The sequence below is a fragment of the Candidatus Brevundimonas colombiensis genome (assembly GCA_029202665.1).
Taxonomy (GTDB): domain Bacteria; phylum Pseudomonadota; class Alphaproteobacteria; order Caulobacterales; family Caulobacteraceae; genus Brevundimonas; species Brevundimonas colombiensis.
Genome location: CP119326.1, coordinates 342679 through 358770, shown reverse-complemented (window position 1 = coordinate 358770; position 16092 = coordinate 342679). Strand labels below are relative to the sequence as shown.

Here is a 16092-nt window from a genome sequence, read left to right as displayed (position 1 = left end):
TAGTCCGACGCGATGGCCCTGCTGGACTGGATGAACGATGTTGGCGGTCCCGTGATCCGGGGCGACGGCGTGCTGTTGCGCTCGCCGCGCGCGGGCGATTACGCGGCCTGGTCCGCGCTGAGAGAGGGATCGCGCGACTATCTGCAGCCGTGGGAACCGGCCTGGCCCCAGGACGACCTGACCAAGGCGGCGTTCCGGCGGCGCCTGTCGATCTATGCGCGCGAGATGGAGCTGGGCAATGCCTGGCCCTTCTTCGTCCTGGTCGAGGGGGGCAAGACACTGGCCGGCGCCGTGACCCTGTCGAACGTGCGGCGCGGCGTCGCCGAGACCGGCACCCTGGGCTACTGGATCGGCCAGCCCTATTCCGGCCAGGGCGTGGCGACGGCGGCGGTCAGAGCGGTGGTCGGCTATGCGTTCGACACGCTGAAGCTGCATCGGCTGGAGGCGGCCTGTCTGCCGACCAACCACGGATCGCGCCGGGTGCTGGAGAAATCCGGCTTCAGCCAGGAGGGGCGGGCGCGGGCTTATTTGAAAATTAACGGCGGATGGGCAGACCATCTTCTGTTCGGCCTGGTCGAGGACGAGCGTTGACGGTCGCGAGCCGTCTGGAAGGGCGGATAGCGTGACGACACGATCCCGATCGCTGGCCTGGGACGCCACGACCGCCATCGAGGCGCTGGCCGCCGCCGACACCGCCCTGTGGATCTGGACCCCTGCCGAGAACGAACTGCGGTTCACCGGCGCCACCCGCGCCCTGGGCCTGGGGCCGCTGGCGCCGGAGTGCACCGCCGCCGGGTTCGTCGCCCTGGCCCTGCCTCAGGATCGCAGCCTGGCCGAGCGCATGCTGAAGCCCCAGGAAGAGGGGACCGAGGTCGCCGTGCGCCTGCGGATGCGCGGATCGGAAACCTGCCTGTGGCGCGGCGTCTGGCTGGAAGACGGGCTGCGCGCCGCTGGCGTCGTGGCGCTGGAGACCAAGTTCGCCGGGTCGGATCGGGATGGGCTGACGGGACTGCTGGACCGCCGCGCCTTTCTGGCGCGCGTCACCGAGGTTCTGACCCAGGTCGGCGAATACGAGGTGGTGGTCGGCGACGTCGACCGGCTGCGGCGCCTGAACGAGGCCCTGGGCCATGAACGGACGGACCTGGTGCTGTCGGCGCTGGGGTCGCGTCTGGCCGCCGCCTTCCCCAAGGACGCCTCGCCCGCCCGCATCGGCGAGGACGAGTTCGCCATCATCACCCCGCGCAGCCCCTCGCACACCAGCTATCGGATGCGCGACGCCCTGGAACAGCCGCTGCGCGTCGCCGGGTTCGACATCTATCCGACCGTCTCCATCGGGGCGGTGATGGTGGAGGGCGGGCCGGACGCGCCGGACGCCGCCGAACTGTTGCGGCGGGTCGAACTGGCGGTGGAATCGGCCAAGAGCGCCGGGCGCGGCGGATCGGCCGCCTATGGCCGGGCGCTGGAAAGCGACTCCTTAAGCCGTCTGGCGCTGGAGGCGGACCTCAGGAACGCCTTCGTGCGCGGCGAGATCGTGCCCTTCTTCCAGCCCATCGTGAACCTGAACACCGGGGCGGTGGCGGGGTTCGAGGCCCTGGCCCGCTGGCGACACCCGCGTCGCGGCCTGGTGCCGCCGGACGAGTTCCTGGGCCTGACCGCCGATTTGGGCATGATGAACGAACTGGGTCTTCTGATGATGACCCAGTCGGCGCGGCAGCTGGCCGAATGGATCGAACGCCATCCCCTGTCGGGCAAGCTGTTCTGCAGCGTCAATCTGTCGGTGGGCGAGATCGAGCGGCCGCATCTGTGCGAGGACGTGGCCCGGATCATCAAGGAAAGCGGCCTGCCCAAGGGGGCGCTGAAGCTGGAGGTCACCGAGGGCGACATCATGCGCGACACCGCGCGCGCCGCCGAGGTTCTGCAGTCGCTGAAGGACGTGGGGGCGTCGCTGGCGCTGGACGACTTCGGCACCGGCTTCTCGTCGCTGTCCTATCTGGCGCGCCTGCCGTTCGACACCCTGAAGATCGACCGCTATTTCGTGCTGACGATGAACAAGGACGAAGGATCGTCCAAGATCGTCAAGTCGGTGGTCAACCTGGGCCGCGACCTGTCGCTGGAGGTCGTCGCCGAGGGGGTGGAGAACGCTGAACTGGCCCGCCTGCTGCTGGACGCCCAATGCCATTACGGCCAGGGCTTCGGCTATGCCCCGGCCCTGCCGGCGCAGGAGGCCGAGGTCTATCTGGCCGAAAGCCTGGCCGACGGCTCGGCCCCGATCAAGCAGCGCTCGGCCTGATCGGCGCCGGGCCGATTCAGCGCAGCACCCCCTCAAGGTCCGCCAGGACCACGTCGTGCATCATGTTCAGATAGGCCTCGTAATAGGGTTTGTGCGAGGCGCCGACGATGGTCAGCATCCGCGTGCCCGGATAGCGGCCCACGACGTCGCGCATATTGGCGACAATGCGCAGGTTCCGCGTCTCCCAAAAACCGACGTAGCGGCGCCCGAATCCCTGGGGCGAGGGTTCCGTCAAAGCCGCGCCGAAGTCCGAACGATAGATGATCAGCGCCTGGCTTGGATCATTGTAGGCCCGGTACATGGCCAGCACCCCGTCCGGTTCGGCGAGCCGCGCTTCCAGTTGCTGCGACGCGGCGCGGCGTTCGCGGGTGTATGGATTGTCCCAGGCCCCCATCACGGCGTCGGCGTAGGCCTTCTTCTCCGCCGGATCGGCGCCGTCGGGCGTGTCGGCGGAATGATCGTCGACGCTCCACAGACGCTCCAGGCCCAGGCGGGCGGCCAGGGGGGCGGAAATCTGATCGGTCTCGTTGCGGCGGTCCTTGATCCGGTCGAGATGGACGACAAGCTCGGGCGTCAGGCCGTCGCCTTCGCGCCGTTCCTCGACCGGCAGACGCAGCCATTGGACCAGGGCCGAGCCCGGCTCTCCGGCCGCCAGGAAGACACCCGCCAGTCGCCGCCGCTGGGCGGCCGTGGGCGCCGAGGGCCAGGCGGCCAGCAACCGTTCCGCCTCGGCGTTGGCCGCCGGCACGTCCAGGCCCAGGGCGGCGCCGGCCGCCGTCGGATCGGCGCAGTAGGTCTCGACCGTTTCGGCGTAACGCTGGGGATAGCGGCGAAGACTGTCGCACTGAAGGCCCGACATGTCCTCGGTGGCGATGGCGGTCGGCGCCCAGGCGACCAGCCTGTCCATCAGCGGCGCCAGGAGGGCGAAATCAAAGGTCTCCGGCAGGCCGGCCAAGTGGGGGGTGCCCAGGACCAGAACCGTGTTGGGCACCCCGACCGGCGGTCCCTTCAACTGATCCGGGTGGAAGTCCGGCCGATAGTCCTGGGCGCCGGCCAGGCCGGAGGCGCTGGCGGCGGCGATGGCGACGAGGGACGCCAGGATGAGATGACGGAAACGCTTCATGCGCAACGAGCCTTGAGACAGCGTCGCCAGCCCCGGCGACGACGGGACTGTGGCGCAAGCGTCGCCGCAACGCCCGTTAAGTTTTGGACAGCTAGCCATACGGCTCAGTTTGACGGACAGTGGGCGCCATGACCGACGCCAGACTGGAGATCGCCGCCGGCTTTGCGACCTTGCAGGGGCCCAAGGCGGACAATCAGGACTTCGGCGGCGTCCACATCGGCACGACGGTCGAACAGCGCGAGCATGGGGTGGTGGCGGTGATCGCCGACGGGGTGTCGGGGTCCAGGGCCGGGCGGATGGCGGCCGAGCTGACGACGCGCAGCTTCATCGACGGCTATCTGGACCAGAACCCGCTGAACGGCATCGCCGCCAACGGGATCAAGGCGCTGCGGGGCTTCAACCGCTGGCTTCACGCCAAGGGGCGCAGCGATCCGGCGATGGAAGGGGCGGCGACCACCTTCACCGCCCTGGTGATGCGCGGGCGCGAGGCGGTGGCCCTGCACGTCGGCGACAGCCGCGCGTGGCATTTCCGCGATGGCGCCCTGACCCGGCTGACCGAGGATCACACCCGCGCCCAGCAGGGGATGAGCCATGTCCTGTATCGCGCGGTGGGCATAGAGGCGGACGTCAAGCTGGACGTGCGCCAGGTGCGGCTGGAGCCGCACGACCGGCTGTTGCTGACCACCGACGGGGTGCATGGGGTGCTGACCGACGCGGCCCTGGCCGGGTTGCTGGCGCGACGCGGATCGCCGGATGCGGACGCCCGCGCCATCCTGGCCGAGGTCGAGGCGGCGGGGGCGCGCGACAACGCCACCGCCATCGTCATCGACGTGGTCCGAACCGGCGCGCCCGACTGGGAGGCGATCACCGCCGAGGCCGAAGGGCTGGCCATCGCGCCGCCGCCGGTCGTGGGGGAGACGGTGGACGGCTTCGTCCTGCAACGGCTGATCGCCGACGGCCGCTACACCCGCCTGTTCCTGGCCCGGGACACGCTGGGCGACGCGGGCGTGGTGGTGCTGAAGTTTCCCAAGCCCGCCGTGGTGTCCGAACGCGGCGCCCGCACCGCCTTCCTGCGCGAGGCCTTCATCGGCCGGCGCATCGACAGCCCCCATGTCGGCAAGGTGCTGACGCTGGACGCGGGCCGCCAGAGCCGTCTCTATATCGCCCAACCCTTCCATGCCGGTCAGACGTTGCACGCGCGGCTGGCGGAGGAGGGGGCTTTCGAGATCGCCGAGGGGATCGCCGTCGCCCTGCCGCTGGCGCGCGCCGTCTCGGCTCTGCACCGGGCGGGGGTGACGCACCGCGACATCAAGCCGGACAATGTGATCCTGGAGACGGGCGGCGGGCTGAAGCTGGTGGATCTGGGCGTGGCGCGTCTCAGGCTGGCCGAGGAGTTCGCCGAGGCCGAGGCGCCGGGGACGGCCGGCTACAAGGCGCCGGAAATGTATGCGGGCGAGGCCGGAAACGCCCTGACCGACCAGTTCGCCCTGGGCGTGACCCTGTACCGCCTGTTCACCCGAACCTATCCGTGGGGCGAGGTCGATCCGGCGGACGCGCCGCGTTTCGACCGCGCGCCCGCGCCCCCGACCCGCCATCGCCCCGACATGCCCGCCTGGCTGGAGGCGGCCATAATGCGCGCTGCGGCGGTCGATCCGAACGAGCGGTTCGAGGATGTGGAGGAGCTGATCCATGTGCTGGAGACCGGCAGCGCCGTCGCCGCCCCGCCGCCGCGTCGACTGTCGCTGATCGAGCGCGATCCGGTGCGGTTCTGGCAGGGCGTCAGCCTGATCCTGCTGGTGGCCTTCCTGATCTCGATGGCCACACGCTAGCGGCCATACGCTCGGCCGCATCCCTTGGATGTGCGACATTTGGCGGCGCACCTCTTTCGGGAACGGCGTGCGCGCTGCGGCTTTCTGACCCGCGAGCGGGGACTTCGCGCCCGCAATCCGGCACGTGAGCCTCCCCCATGATCAAGACCCTTGCCTGCAGCGCCCTGGCGCTGGCCCTCGTCTCAACCCCCGCCCTGGCCCAATCGAGTGTCCAGAACTGGTCTGGCCCGTATGTCGGCATCTTCGGCGGCTATAATCAGTCGAACGACGACGGCGACGAAATCCTGCGCTTCGACCGCAATCTGGATGGAAACTATGGCGACCCCGTCACGACCGGCACCGGCGCCAACGCCTTCAGCCCCGGGTTCTGCGGCGGCGCGGCCACCAGCACCGGCCCGACCAGCGGCTGCAAGAGCGACAACAACGGCGTCGAAGCGGGCGTGCGCGCCGGCTATGACTGGCAGTTCGGCAATATCGTCGTCGGCGCCCTGGCCGAATACAGCGTCAACAACGCCCAGGATTCGGTGACCGGCTTCTCGACCACCCCGGCCTATTACACCTTCACGCGCGAGCTGGAGAGCACGGCGGCCGCCCGTCTGCGTCTGGGCTATGCGGCCGGCAACGCTCTGATCTACGGCACCGGCGGCTACGCCTACGGCAAGTTCGACAACAAGTTCCGCACGTCGAACCAGGCCAACAGCTTCACCCAGACCAGCGAGGGCGATGACGGCGACGGCTGGCAGGCCGGCGGCGGCGTGGAATACGCCCTGGGTCGCGGCCTGACCTTCACCGGCGAATATCTGTACACCTCGCTTGACGTCGACAGCCCCGTCATCCGCGTGGGCCAGGGCACGGCGCCGGCGACCAACCCCTTCGTCCTGGCGCCGAACACCACGGGCACGGACATGACGCGCGGCAACGGCAAGTTCGGCGCGCACATGTTCCGCCTGGGCATGAACTACCGCTTCTAGGGCCCAAGGCGGGGCGGTCGGGCCGGACCTTTCAGGCCCGGCCGCCCTGGCTGGACAGTCTGGCGGCGTCCACGCCCAGCTGGGCCAGGGCGCGCGTCCATTTCGACGTGTGTTCGCTGTCGAAGATCAGATCCAGGTCCGCTTCGGCGGTCAGCCAGACATTGTCGGCCAGCTCCTCCTCCAACTGCCCCTCGCCCCAGCCGGCGTAGCCCAGCAACAGGGCCGAGCGGCGCGGGCCGCCGACATCGTCGGTCATGGCCGTCAGGGCCTCGCGCGTGCCGGTCATGGCCAGGCCGTCGCCGAACGGCAGGCTGTCCTCGCCGATCATCCAGTCGTCGGTGTGCAGGACAAAGCCGCGCTCGCGCTCCACCGGCCCGCCCATCAGCACGACCCGGCCGATCGATTGATCCGGCGCCGGGGCGTCCAGCTTGTCCAGCACCGTCTTCAGATCCACCCCCGGCGCGGGATGATCCAGCCTGAGGCCCATCGCATGGTCCGGGCCGTGGGCGCAGATCAGGATGACGGCGTGTTCGAACCGGGGATCGTCGATGCCGGGCATGGCCACCAGCAGGCGGCCGGTCAGGGGGGAGGCTTGGCTCATGATCCGGCCATCATCCGTCGCGAAAGCGGCGGGCGCAAGTCGGCGGACGCTTGCGGTTGGCCCGGCGGCCTCTATGTGTCGCAGGCGGTGTTTCACATTCGTGCGACGCCCCGACTTTCCCTTCATCCCTTCCCTGTCCGCGGAGACCTCCATGACCATCCAGATCGGTGATCGCATCCCCAACGCGACCCTGGCCCAGGCCACCGCCGAGGGCCCCAAGCCCGTCAACACGTCCGACATCTTCGCCGGCAAGACCGTGGCCCTGTTCGCCGTGCCCGGCGCCTTCACCCCGACCTGCTCGGCCCGCCACCTGCCGGGCTTCAAGGACCATCTGTCGGACATCCAGGGCAAGGGCGTCGATACGGTGGCCTGCATCTCGGTCAACGACGCCTTCGTCATGAAGGCCTGGGCCGACAGCCAGGGCATCACCGACGACAGCATCGTCATGCTGGCCGACGGCAACGGCGAACTGACCAAGGCCCTGGGTCTGGTGCTGGACGGTTCGGGCTTCGGCCTGGGCGAGCGTTCGCAGCGCTATTCCATGCTGGTCAAGGACGGCGTCGTGACCCAGCTGAACATCGAACAGGGCGGCGAGTTCAAGGTGTCCTCGGCCGAGCATCTGCTCGCGCAGCTCTGATGATCTTAGGTCCAGGCTCAAGTAGCGAAGCGGTAGCCTGGACCGAAAAAAGATGACGACCGACGTTTTCAGCCCGGAGAAGCGCAGCGCCGTGATGCGTCGCGTGAAGGGGCGGGACACGTCGCCGGAACTGGCCGTGCGCAAGGTTCTGCGCGCGGCCGGGATTGGTTATCGACTGGGCGGCTGCGGCCTGGCCGGTCGGCCGGATGTCGTGATGAAGGGCCGCCGCGTCGCCCTGTTCGTCCACGGCTGTTTCTGGCACGGCCATGACTGCCCGCGCGGCGCGCGTCAGCCCAAGACCAACGCCGACTACTGGATCGCCAAGATCGGCCGCAACCGGACGCGCGACGCCGAAGTCCGGCAGGCGCTGCTGGCGGATGGCTGGCGCGTGATCGTGGCGTGGGAATGCGGGATGCGCCGCCCCGACTTCGCCTCGGCCCTGATCGCCGAGGTGAACGGTCAGGCGGCCTCGGAGCGGGCCTGAGCCGTCTCGTCCAGCACATGCTGCAGGGCGCCGATCAGGGCCGTGGGCGTCAGGGGCTTGGACACGAAATAGGCCATGCCCGCCGCCTGGCAGGCGGCCACGTCCTCGGGCGCCGTGTCGGCGGTGACGGCGACCACGGGCGTCAGGGCGTTCGGACCCTGGCCGGCCCGCAGGCGGCGGGTGGTCTCGCGCCCGTCCAGTTCGGGCATCCGCACATCCATGAAGATGACGTCGAACACCGTCTCCTCGCAGCGTTGCAGCGCGATCAGGCCGTCGGCGGCGGTGGTGATCTCGCACCCCAGCGGCTGGAGGATCAGCTGGATCGCGCGGCGATTGATGTCGTGGTCGTCCACCACCAGCAGGCGCAGCGGTTGATCGGCGTCGTCGTCCGGTTCGGGTTCAGGTTGGGGTTCCGCTTCCGGCTGAGGGGCCATCATGACGGGCGCGGGCTCAGGAACCGGCTCGGGCGCCGCGACGGCCGGGCGCAGCGCACGGGCGATCTCCAGCCGGCTTTCATCGACCGTTTCGATCGGGGGGGCGATGGCCTCGCCGCGCGGCAGCACCAGCGAGACGGTGAAGCGCGACCCCTGGCCCGGCGTGCTTCGCACCGTCAGCCGCCCGCCCATCAGGTCCGTCAGATTGCGGCTGATCGCCAGACCCAGCCCCGATCCGCCGTAACGGGCGGTGACGCCCTCGGCCGTCTGATCGAACGGGGTGAACAGGCGCGCCAGCTGGTCCTGCGTCATGCCGGGGCCGGTGTCGGCGATCTCGAACGTCAGGGCGTAGGACGCGGGCTCTTCCGGCCAGGCCTGGACGCGCAGGGTGATGGCCCCGGTCTCGGTGAACTTCATGGCGTTGGACAAGAGGTTGTTCAGCACCTGGCGAATGCGGATGACGTCGCCCTTGACCATGCGGGGCGCCAGGGCCGCGCCCTCGATCCGCAGTCTCAGCCCCTTGGCGTCGGCCTGGGCGCGCCACAGCTGCAGCGTCTGGGCCAGCATCTGGCGAAGGTCGAAATCCTTGACCTCAATGGTCATGCGCCCGGCTTCGATGCGGGAATGGTCCAGCAGGTCGTCCAGCAGCGACTTCATCATCAGCCCGGCGTCGGTGATCAGTTCGGCGTTCTGACGCATTCCGACATCGCCGCCGCGCAGGTCCGTCGCGCCGCTCAGGATCGCGCCGATCGGGGTGCGCAGATCATGACCGATGGCGGCCAGGAAGGCGCGCTGCTCGCGCAGTTCCTGGCCCATCCGGGCGACGTGCGCCTCGGCCAGCAGCCGGTCCTTCTGCTCGGTCTTCACCCGCTCGGCCAGGGCGCGCCAGACGTTCAGGCAGTAGATGGTGAAGATGGTCACCGCCGCCGCCGCCGTGATCGCCGCGCCCACCGGCGCGCCCAACTCGATCAGCAGGAAGGGAAAGGCGGCCATATAGAGCGCCTGCGGCGCAGTGGTGCAGGCCAGGACCGTCAGCGAACGCGGCGCATTGACCATGGAATAGACCATGGCCGCCGGCAGCATCACCGCCGCCGACACCCCGCCCGCCACGCCGCCATACAGCCACAGCACCAGCGACAGGGCGCCGTACAGGCCGGTGTTGGCGAACATGGTCGCCCCGCCCAGAATATTGCGCGCCCTGGACATCGGGCGCGGCGTCGAGGCGTTCAGGGGCGCAAAGACAAACGCCTCCCACAGCTGGATGGCGACATAGGCCGCGCCCCAGCCCAGGGCGATGCCCCAGCCGACCAGGGGCGTCGCCGCCAGACTGCTGGCCAGGCCCACGGCGACGCGTTGCATCATTGCGCCACGGCGTTGCCGAACCGCGAAGGTCCAGCCGCTGACCGTATCGGCGCCCGTGGTGTCCGGCATGCGTTTCCCCGTTGCGCGATCACGCGCTTCGGGGCGACCTTGCCCTGCTTGAACCTAACGCTCCGTCAACGGCCCGTCCCGATCGCCTGGGACAGAGTGGAAAAACCATCGGTGCGCAGCCGGGCGGCCAGGTCGCGCTTGATGCGGGCGACCAGACCCGGGCCTTCATAGATCAGGGCGGAATAGAGCTGGACCGCCGCGGCGCCCAGACGGATGCGGGCATAGGCCTCGGCCCCGCTGTCGATGCCGCCGACCGCGATCAGGGGCAGACGGCCGTCCGCCGCTTCGGCCGCCGCGCGCAGGGCCTTTTCGGCGAAGGGGCGGATGGGGGCGCCCGACAGGCCGCCGGTCTCGTGCGCCTGGGGCGACCGCAGGGTCTGGGGCCGCTCCAGCGTGGTGTTGGACACGATCAGCCCGTCGATCCGGTGGGCCAGGGACGCCTCGACGATCATGCCGATCTCGTCGGCGATCAGATCGGGCGCGATCTTCAGGAAGACCGGCACGCGGGCGGGACCCGCGACCGGTCGGGCGGCCTCGATGCGGCCCAGGAGATCGTCCAGCTGCGCGCGGCCCTGAAGCGCGCGCAGGCCCGGCGTATTGGGCGAGGAGATGTTGACGGTGAAATAGGAGGCGCGGCCGGCCAGCCGTTCCAGGCCCGCCACATAGTCCGCCGCCTTGTCCTGCGTATCCTTGTTGGCCCCCAGATTGGCCCCGACGACGACACCCGACGGGCGCTGGTCCAGACGGGCGGCGAAGGCGTCCAGCCCGGCGTTGTTGAACCCCATCCGGTTGATGACGGCGCGATCTTCACTCAGGCGGAACAGGCGGGGCTTGGGGTTTCCGGACTGCGGGCGCGGCGTGACGGAGCCGCATTCGACGAAGCCGAAGCCCAGGCGCGACAGACCGCGCAGCGCCTCGCCGTTCTTGTCCAGACCGGCGGCCAGACCGACCGGATTGGGCAGGTCCAGCCCGGCGAGCCTGGTCCTCAGGATCGGATCGTCGGCGGGCGGCGCGGGCAGGGGGGCGAACGCCAGCCCCTTGATCGCCAACTGGTGCGCCTGTTCCGGGTCGAGCCTGCGGAGCAGGGCGGCGCCGACATCCGTCAGGCTCATATCGCGTCCTCGAACGCCATCTCGCCGTCGGCCGTGACCGAGAAGGCGCGCGAGGCGGTGACGGCGGCGACGGGCAGGGGGGCGTAGAGGTGGGGAAACAGATCGCCCCCGCGCGACGGCTCCCAGATCAGGGCGTCGCCCAGGCGAGCCAGGTCCACCGTCAGCAGCAGCAGGCCGGACCGTCCGGCGAAATGCCTGCGCGCCGTCTCGGCCAGTTGCGGTTCGGCGGACATATGGATGTAGCCGTCGGCCAGATCGACGGGCGCGCCGTCGTAACGGCCCTCGGCGACGGCCGCGCGCCATTCTGCCGCGTCCACGATCTTGTAGGCGATGTCGGTCACAGCGACGGCGCGCCCAGCGCCCGGGGCGTCAGAAAGCCCTCATAGGCGCAGCGACCGGCCGCATCGACGGTGAACAGGGCGGCGGCGCCCGTCGGAAACCCTCCCGACAGCCGATCCGTCACCGCCGGGGAGGCGGCGCTTTCGATCAGATAGTCCGCCGCCAGCACATGGACGCCCGGATTATGCGCCAGGACCAGCAGGCAGCCGGCCTCGTCCTCGCTGGCCTCGACGAAGCGGCGGATGACGTCGGCGGCGGCGTTGTACAGGCTGGCCTCGTCGCGCACCTCCACGTCGCCCAGGGCGTCGTGCATCTGCTCCCAGGTCTGGCGGGTGCGCACGGCGGTCGAGACCAGGGCCAGGTCGGGCTTCAGCCCCCGTTCGGCCAGGGCGCGCCCCATCAGGGCGGCTTCGACGCGGCCGGCGGAGGACAGGCGGCGGGCCTCGTCCCCGCCGCCGGACGGGGCGGAGCTTTCGGCCTGGGCGTGCCGCATCAGGATCAGTCGGTGCATGAACTTCGCCATAAGGCGGTTTGCGTCGTCCGACCAGACGCCGCGCCGGTCAACTCACCGTCAGCCGGGGATCAGGAGTAGGGTTTTCGTCGCGATGAGATCGAGGCGGCGGGTTGGGGCGTCAGGACCGGGGCTGTGACCCGCTGGGCATGGCCGCTGGGCCGGATGCGGGCGTAGCCTTGGCGCGTCGCCTCCAGCAGGATCAGGCCGGCCGTTCCGGGAAAGACATGGCGTCCCACCTGTTCGAACCCGTCGGCGAGCGGCAGCATGGGGCCCCACGGCGGGGCGTACAGGGTCTGCGACCAGGCCATCGGCTCCAGCCCCACGTCGCGCACCAGCCGCTCCAGCTGGCGCCGCGTGAAGGGCCGCCCGTGACCGAAGGGCGTATTGTCCGCCCGCGCCCACAGCCCCCCGCGCGCCGCCGCCGCCAGGATGATCCGCCCGGTCGGCGCCAGCGCCCTGACGGCCTCGAGCAGCAGGGCGGCGGGGTCGTCCGCCTCCTCCAGCGCATGGACCAGCAGGATGCGGTCGAACGATCCGGCGGCGAAGGGCAGGCGGCGGTCGTCGACCAGCAGGGTGCGGTTGCGTCCGACCGCCGGCCAGTGCTCGACCCCCTGACCGCCCGGCATGGCCGCGACCACGCGCCGCGCGCCCACGAAGGCGTCCAGCCACGGCGTCGCATAGCCGACGCCCAGCACGTCGCAGTTGGCCGCCTCGCCCCAGGCGTCGTCCAGTCGGCGCGCCACCAGCCGTCGCGCCAGGGCGCCGGTCGGCTCGCCGTAGAAGGTTCGAAGCTCGTCGATGCTGCGCCGCATCCGGCCACTATAGGCCCGGCGCCCCCCGTCCTGCTAGGATGGCGGCATGACCCTGGACGTTCATCTGTTCCCCTGCCGCAGCGACAACTACGGCTTTCTGATCCGCGATGCGGCGACCGGCGTGGTCGCGGCGGTCGATACGCCCGACGCGGCGCGGATCCTGGAAGCGCTGGAAGGGCTGGGCTGGGGCCGGCTGGACCTGATCCTGAACACCCACTGGCACCCCGATCACACCGAGGGCAATGAACAGCTGAAGGCCGAAACGGGCTGCGAGATCGTGGGGCCGGAAGAGGTGCGCAGGGTCGCCCCGCTGGACCGCGTGGTCGCCGACGGCGACGTGGTGATGGTGGGCGAGACGCGGTTCGAGGTCACGGCCACGCCGGGCCATACCCTGGGTCATGTCGTGTTCCACGCCCCGGCGGATGAGCTGGCCTTCACCGGCGACACCCTGTTCGCCCTGGGCTGCGGGCGTCTGTTCGAAGGCGCGCCCGATCAGATGTTCGCCAGCCTGCAACAGCTGAAAGCCTGGCCAGACGCCACGGTGATCTGGTGCGCCCATGAATATACGGCCGCGAACGCGCGGTTCACCCTCAGCCTCGATCATCGCCCCGAAACCGCCGCCCATGCCGAGGCGATCTTCGCGGCGCGTGACAGGGGCGAACCGACCGTGCCGACGACGATGGGGGTGGAGAAGCGGTTCAACCCCTTCCTGACCGCAGGCGACGCCGATCAGTTCGCCGCGCGACGGGCGGCCAAGGACGCCTTCTAGACCTTAGCGGTTCAGCGCATCGCCGGCGACGACCCGCACGATACGGGCCGAGGACGGGCGGCCGGCCACGCCGGCGTCGGCGTCGATGACGATCCGCAGCGTGCCCTGGACCAGGGTGACGCTGGGCCGGCCCTGGTCCGACACCACGACGCGGCGCACCCGCTCGACCTGGCTGCGCAGGTTGGAGGCGCGGGCCATGCGCACGATGGCGTCGCTGGCCGCCGATACGGTTTCGGCCGCGACCTGTTCCGAGCCCGGCTGGATGTCCACGTCGATCACGACCAGTCGGCCCATGGCCGTGCTGGCCCGGTAGCTCTGACGCATGAAATAATCGACCAGCTGGGCGCCGGTCAGGGTGGCGCTGGCCAGGCCCTGGGCGTCGCCGACGCGCGACACGGGCGACCCCTGGGGCGTGGCGGTGGTGTACAGGGTCACGCCGCCGTCGGGGGTGACCTTCAGCACCTGATCGCCATTGTCGTTGCGATAGATGATGTCGCCGCGCGGGGCGGGCGTGGGGCGCAGGACCCAGACCTCGGTCGACCGCTCGAACCGCAGCAGGGCGCGCGAGCCGGAGGTGTCCAGGATGAAGGCCTGGCCGTTGCCGCTGACATAGCGGGCGGTGGGCGGCACGGCGCGGCGCGTCTGGGCGTGGCACTCGGCGGGCAGGACGACGGGCGTGGCGAGGCTGACGCCCATGACCGCGAGGGCGACGACCGCCATCGCGGTCACGCGCGGCGAATTTTTCGCCCTGACCGTTCCCATCAACTTCATGACAGACTTGATGAAAGGGACGCGCGGCGGATTTTGGGCGAAGCCCAGCTCAACCGACCAGGTATTGACCGCCGTTCAGCGACAGGGTGCAGCCTGTGACATATCCGGCACGCTCGCCGCACAGCCAGGACACCATGTCGGCGATCTCCTCCCCCTTTCCCAGACGCCCGACGGGGATGTGGCTGATGATGCCCTCCAGCACCTTGGGGTCCATGGCGCCGACCATTTCCGTGTCGATATAGCCGGGCGCGATACAGTTCACGGTCACGCCTTTTCTGGCGTTCTCCAGCGCCAGCGCCTTGGTGAAGCCGATCATCCCGGCCTTGGCGGCGGAATAGTTGGTCTGGCCGACCTGGCCCTTCTGACCGTTGATCGAGGAGATGTTGACGATGCGGCCGTGGCCCCGGTCGCGCATGCCGTTGATGACCTGGCGCGTCATATTGAACACGCTGTCCATGTTGACGCGGATCACGTCTGACCACTGGTCGTGGCTCATCTTGTGAAAGAAGCCGTCGCGGGTGATGCCGGCGTTGTTGATCAGAATGTCGATGGGCCCCAGCTCGGCCTCGACCTCGCCGACGGCGCGGGCGCAGTCGTCGAAACTGCCGACATTGCCCTTGACCACCATGACGCCCAGCGCCTTGGCCGTGGCCTGGGCCGCCTCGTCATTGCCGGAATAGCCGGCGGCGACCCGAAAGCCGTCCTCATGCAGCCGCTGGACGATCGCCTTGCCGATGCCCCGGGTGCCGCCTGTCACGAAAGCCACGCGCGCCATGTCGTCTCCTGTCCCTTGTTGGCCGTTCGCGGCCGTGTCTGATCTCAGGATTAACCCGCGACATGTCGCGCGCAAGGCGTGAATCTGACGCGGCGGAAGTCTTGGCCTCGGGGTCAGGCGGCCAGCTTCTCCATGTCGATGACGAAGCGATAGCGCACGTCCGACTTCAGCATCCGCTCATAGGCGTCGTTGATCTGGTGCGGGGCGATGGTTTCGATGTCGCAGACGATCCCGTGCCGGGCGCAGAAGTCCAGCATCTCCTGCGTTTCGCGGATCCCGCCGATCTGGGACCCGGCGATGCGCCGCCGCCGCCGCAGCAGCGGCAGGGCGAACACCGGCAGAGCCTCGGTCGTCAGACCCAGCATCACCATGGTGCCGTCACGCGCCAGCAATCGCACATGGCTGGCGATCTCGTGCGTGGCCGAGATGGTGTTGATGATCAGGTCGAACTTTTCGGCCGCCGCCTTCATGGCCGCATCGTCCGAGTTGATCAGGAAATGTCTGGCGCCCATCCGTTCGGCGTCGGCCTTCTTGCGGTCCGAGGTGGACAGCACCGTCACCTCGGCGCCCAGGGCCGCCGCCAGCTTGACCGCCATATGGCCCAGGCCGCCCAGGCCGATCACCGCCACCTTCGATCCCGGCCCGATCTTCCATTCCTTCAGCGGCGAATAGGTGGTGACGCCCGCGCACAGCAGGGGCGCGGCCGCATCCAGCGGCAGGCTGTCGGGGATCGACAGGACAAAATGCTGATCGACCGTGAGGTGGTCGGAATAGCCGCCCTGGGTGATCGGTTCGGCCGTGCCGCCCGTCTTGTCCCTGGCGCCATAGGTGCTGGTGAAGCCGGGCGCGCAGTATTGTTCCTCGCCCTCCTGGCAGGACGCGCATTCGCGGCAACTGTCGACCATGCAGCCGACGCCGACCCGGTCGCCCTGCTTGAAACGGGTGACGTTTGCGCCGACCGTCTTCACCACGCCCGCGATCTCGTGGCCCGGCACCAGCGGATAGGTGGATCGGCCGGTCTCGCTGCGCGCCGCGTGCAGGTCCGAATGACAGACGCCGCAGTATTTGATCGCGATGACCACGTCGTTCGGGCCGGGATCGCGCCGCTCGAAGCTGTAGGGCGCCAGGGGCTGGTCGGCGGCGGGGGCGGCGAAGGCGCGCGTGGCGATCGGCATGGTCTGTCCTTCAGGTCTTTCAGCG

The 16092-nt window shown here is 69.7% G+C and carries 17 protein-coding genes; 7 read left to right on the top strand and 10 right to left on the bottom strand.

Features of this window, described 5'->3' with window-relative positions; translation table 11 throughout:
* Positions 1–12 precede the first annotated feature (12 nt).
* Both P0Y50_01580 and P0Y50_01575 read left to right on the top strand, forming a co-directional pair.
* Complete coding sequence (locus tag P0Y50_01580) at positions 13–591, top strand: GNAT family protein (protein ID WEK40323.1); 579 nt, start codon at positions 13–15, stop codon at positions 589–591.
* A 31-nt stretch (positions 592–622) separates the two neighbouring features.
* Complete coding sequence (locus P0Y50_01575) at positions 623–2290, top strand: bifunctional diguanylate cyclase/phosphodiesterase (protein ID WEK40322.1); 1668 nt, start codon at positions 623–625, stop codon at positions 2288–2290.
* Between the two features lie 16 nt (positions 2291–2306).
* Here P0Y50_01575 and P0Y50_01570 read toward each other — a convergent pair whose 3' ends face one another.
* A complete protein-coding gene (locus P0Y50_01570; protein WEK40321.1) occupies positions 2307–3413 on the bottom strand; it encodes a DUF5694 domain-containing protein in 1107 nt (368 codons plus the stop codon).
* 128 nt (positions 3414–3541) lie between these two features.
* Here P0Y50_01570 and P0Y50_01565 point away from each other — a divergent pair, with 128 nt between their 5' ends.
* Positions 3542–5242 (top strand): protein kinase, encoded by a 1701-nt coding sequence (locus tag P0Y50_01565; GenBank protein ID WEK40320.1) that lies wholly within the window; start codon positions 3542–3544, stop codon positions 5240–5242.
* Positions 5243–5379: 137 nt separating this feature from the next.
* Positions 5380–6213: an outer membrane beta-barrel protein gene (locus tag P0Y50_01560; GenBank protein ID WEK40319.1), complete on the top strand. Its 834-nt coding sequence runs from the start codon at positions 5380–5382 to the stop codon at positions 6211–6213.
* Between the two features lie 31 nt (positions 6214–6244).
* Here the strand turns inward: P0Y50_01560 and P0Y50_01555 are convergent, their stop codons facing one another.
* Complete coding sequence (locus P0Y50_01555) at positions 6245–6814, bottom strand: YqgE/AlgH family protein (protein WEK40318.1); 570 nt, start codon at positions 6812–6814, stop codon at positions 6245–6247.
* Between the two features lie 151 nt (positions 6815–6965).
* On the opposite strand from P0Y50_01555, the gene P0Y50_01550 reads away from it, so the two are divergent.
* Positions 6966–7451: a peroxiredoxin gene (locus P0Y50_01550; GenBank protein ID WEK40317.1), complete on the top strand. Its 486-nt coding sequence runs from the start codon at positions 6966–6968 to the stop codon at positions 7449–7451.
* Between the two features lie 52 nt (positions 7452–7503).
* Positions 7504–7935 (top strand): very short patch repair endonuclease, encoded by a 432-nt coding sequence (locus tag P0Y50_01545; protein ID WEK40316.1) that lies wholly within the window; start codon positions 7504–7506, stop codon positions 7933–7935.
* Here the strand turns inward: P0Y50_01545 and P0Y50_01540 are convergent.
* The 5 genes from P0Y50_01540 to P0Y50_01520 all read right to left on the bottom strand — a co-directional run bounded on the left by P0Y50_01540 (position 7911) and on the right by P0Y50_01520 (position 12577).
* Entirely contained in the window at positions 7911–9800 is a 1890-nt protein-coding gene (locus tag P0Y50_01540) for an ATP-binding protein (GenBank protein ID WEK40315.1), read from the bottom strand. The two genes, P0Y50_01545 and P0Y50_01540, sit on opposite strands and share 25 nt — an antisense overlap.
* A 65-nt stretch (positions 9801–9865) precedes the next feature.
* Positions 9866–10912 (bottom strand): quinone-dependent dihydroorotate dehydrogenase, encoded by a 1047-nt coding sequence (locus P0Y50_01535; GenBank protein WEK40314.1) that lies wholly within the window; start codon positions 10910–10912, stop codon positions 9866–9868.
* Entirely contained in the window at positions 10909–11253 is a 345-nt protein-coding gene (locus tag P0Y50_01530; protein ID WEK40313.1) for a DUF952 domain-containing protein, read from the bottom strand. Before P0Y50_01530 ends, P0Y50_01535 begins: the two co-directional genes overlap by 4 nt.
* The gene (locus P0Y50_01525) at positions 11250–11762 is read right to left on the bottom strand and encodes a histidine phosphatase family protein (GenBank protein WEK40312.1); all 513 of its coding nucleotides are present in this window, start codon (positions 11760–11762) and stop codon (positions 11250–11252) included. Before P0Y50_01525 ends, P0Y50_01530 begins: the two co-directional genes overlap by 4 nt.
* A gap of 71 nt (positions 11763–11833) precedes the next feature.
* Entirely contained in the window at positions 11834–12577 is a 744-nt protein-coding gene (locus tag P0Y50_01520) for a methyltransferase domain-containing protein (GenBank protein ID WEK40311.1), read from the bottom strand.
* 46 nt (positions 12578–12623) lie between these two features.
* Here P0Y50_01520 and gloB point away from each other — a divergent pair, with 46 nt between their 5' ends.
* Positions 12624–13346, top strand: coding sequence for a hydroxyacylglutathione hydrolase (gene gloB, locus P0Y50_01515; GenBank protein ID WEK40310.1), 723 nt, complete (start codon positions 12624–12626; stop codon positions 13344–13346).
* A gap of 3 nt (positions 13347–13349) precedes the next feature.
* Here the strand turns inward: gloB and P0Y50_01510 are convergent, their stop codons facing one another.
* The 3 genes from P0Y50_01510 to P0Y50_01500 form a co-directional block, all read right to left on the bottom strand.
* Complete coding sequence (locus P0Y50_01510; GenBank protein WEK41505.1) at positions 13350–14066, bottom strand: DUF4908 domain-containing protein; 717 nt, start codon at positions 14064–14066, stop codon at positions 13350–13352.
* A gap of 100 nt (positions 14067–14166) precedes the next feature.
* A complete protein-coding gene (gene phbB, locus P0Y50_01505) occupies positions 14167–14892 on the bottom strand; it encodes an acetoacetyl-CoA reductase (protein WEK40309.1) in 726 nt (241 codons plus the stop codon).
* Positions 14893–15005: 113 nt separating this feature from the next.
* Positions 15006–16067 carry an NAD(P)-dependent alcohol dehydrogenase gene (locus P0Y50_01500; GenBank protein WEK40308.1) on the bottom strand — a complete coding sequence of 354 codons (1062 nt, stop codon included), beginning with the start codon at positions 16065–16067 and terminating at the stop codon, positions 15006–15008.
* Positions 16068–16092 lie beyond the last annotated feature (25 nt).

Coding starts and splice junctions, on each gene's coding strand:
- P0Y50_01550 (WEK40317.1), top strand. CDS start 6,966: ATGACCATCCAGATCGGTGATCGCATCCCCAACGCGACCCTGGCCCAG.
- phbB (WEK40309.1), bottom strand. CDS start 14,892: ATGGCGCGCGTGGCTTTCGTGACAGGCGGCACCCGGGGCATCGGCAAG.
- P0Y50_01580 (WEK40323.1), top strand. CDS start 13: ATGGCCCTGCTGGACTGGATGAACGATGTTGGCGGTCCCGTGATCCGG.
- P0Y50_01570 (WEK40321.1), bottom strand. CDS start 3,413: ATGAAGCGTTTCCGTCATCTCATCCTGGCGTCCCTCGTCGCCATCGCC.
- P0Y50_01520 (WEK40311.1), bottom strand. CDS start 12,577: ATGCGGCGCAGCATCGACGAGCTTCGAACCTTCTACGGCGAGCCGACC.
- P0Y50_01500 (WEK40308.1), bottom strand. CDS start 16,067: ATGCCGATCGCCACGCGCGCCTTCGCCGCCCCCGCCGCCGACCAGCCC.
- P0Y50_01545 (WEK40316.1), top strand. CDS start 7,504: ATGACGACCGACGTTTTCAGCCCGGAGAAGCGCAGCGCCGTGATGCGT.
- P0Y50_01555 (WEK40318.1), bottom strand. CDS start 6,814: ATGAGCCAAGCCTCCCCCCTGACCGGCCGCCTGCTGGTGGCCATGCCC.
- P0Y50_01525 (WEK40312.1), bottom strand. CDS start 11,762: ATGCACCGACTGATCCTGATGCGGCACGCCCAGGCCGAAAGCTCCGCC.
- P0Y50_01535 (WEK40314.1), bottom strand. CDS start 10,912: ATGAGCCTGACGGATGTCGGCGCCGCCCTGCTCCGCAGGCTCGACCCG.
- P0Y50_01510 (WEK41505.1), bottom strand. CDS start 14,066: ATGGCGGTCGTCGCCCTCGCGGTCATGGGCGTCAGCCTCGCCACGCCC.
- P0Y50_01565 (WEK40320.1), top strand. CDS start 3,542: ATGACCGACGCCAGACTGGAGATCGCCGCCGGCTTTGCGACCTTGCAG.
- P0Y50_01540 (WEK40315.1), bottom strand. CDS start 9,800: ATGCCGGACACCACGGGCGCCGATACGGTCAGCGGCTGGACCTTCGCG.
- P0Y50_01560 (WEK40319.1), top strand. CDS start 5,380: ATGATCAAGACCCTTGCCTGCAGCGCCCTGGCGCTGGCCCTCGTCTCA.
- gloB (WEK40310.1), top strand. CDS start 12,624: ATGACCCTGGACGTTCATCTGTTCCCCTGCCGCAGCGACAACTACGGC.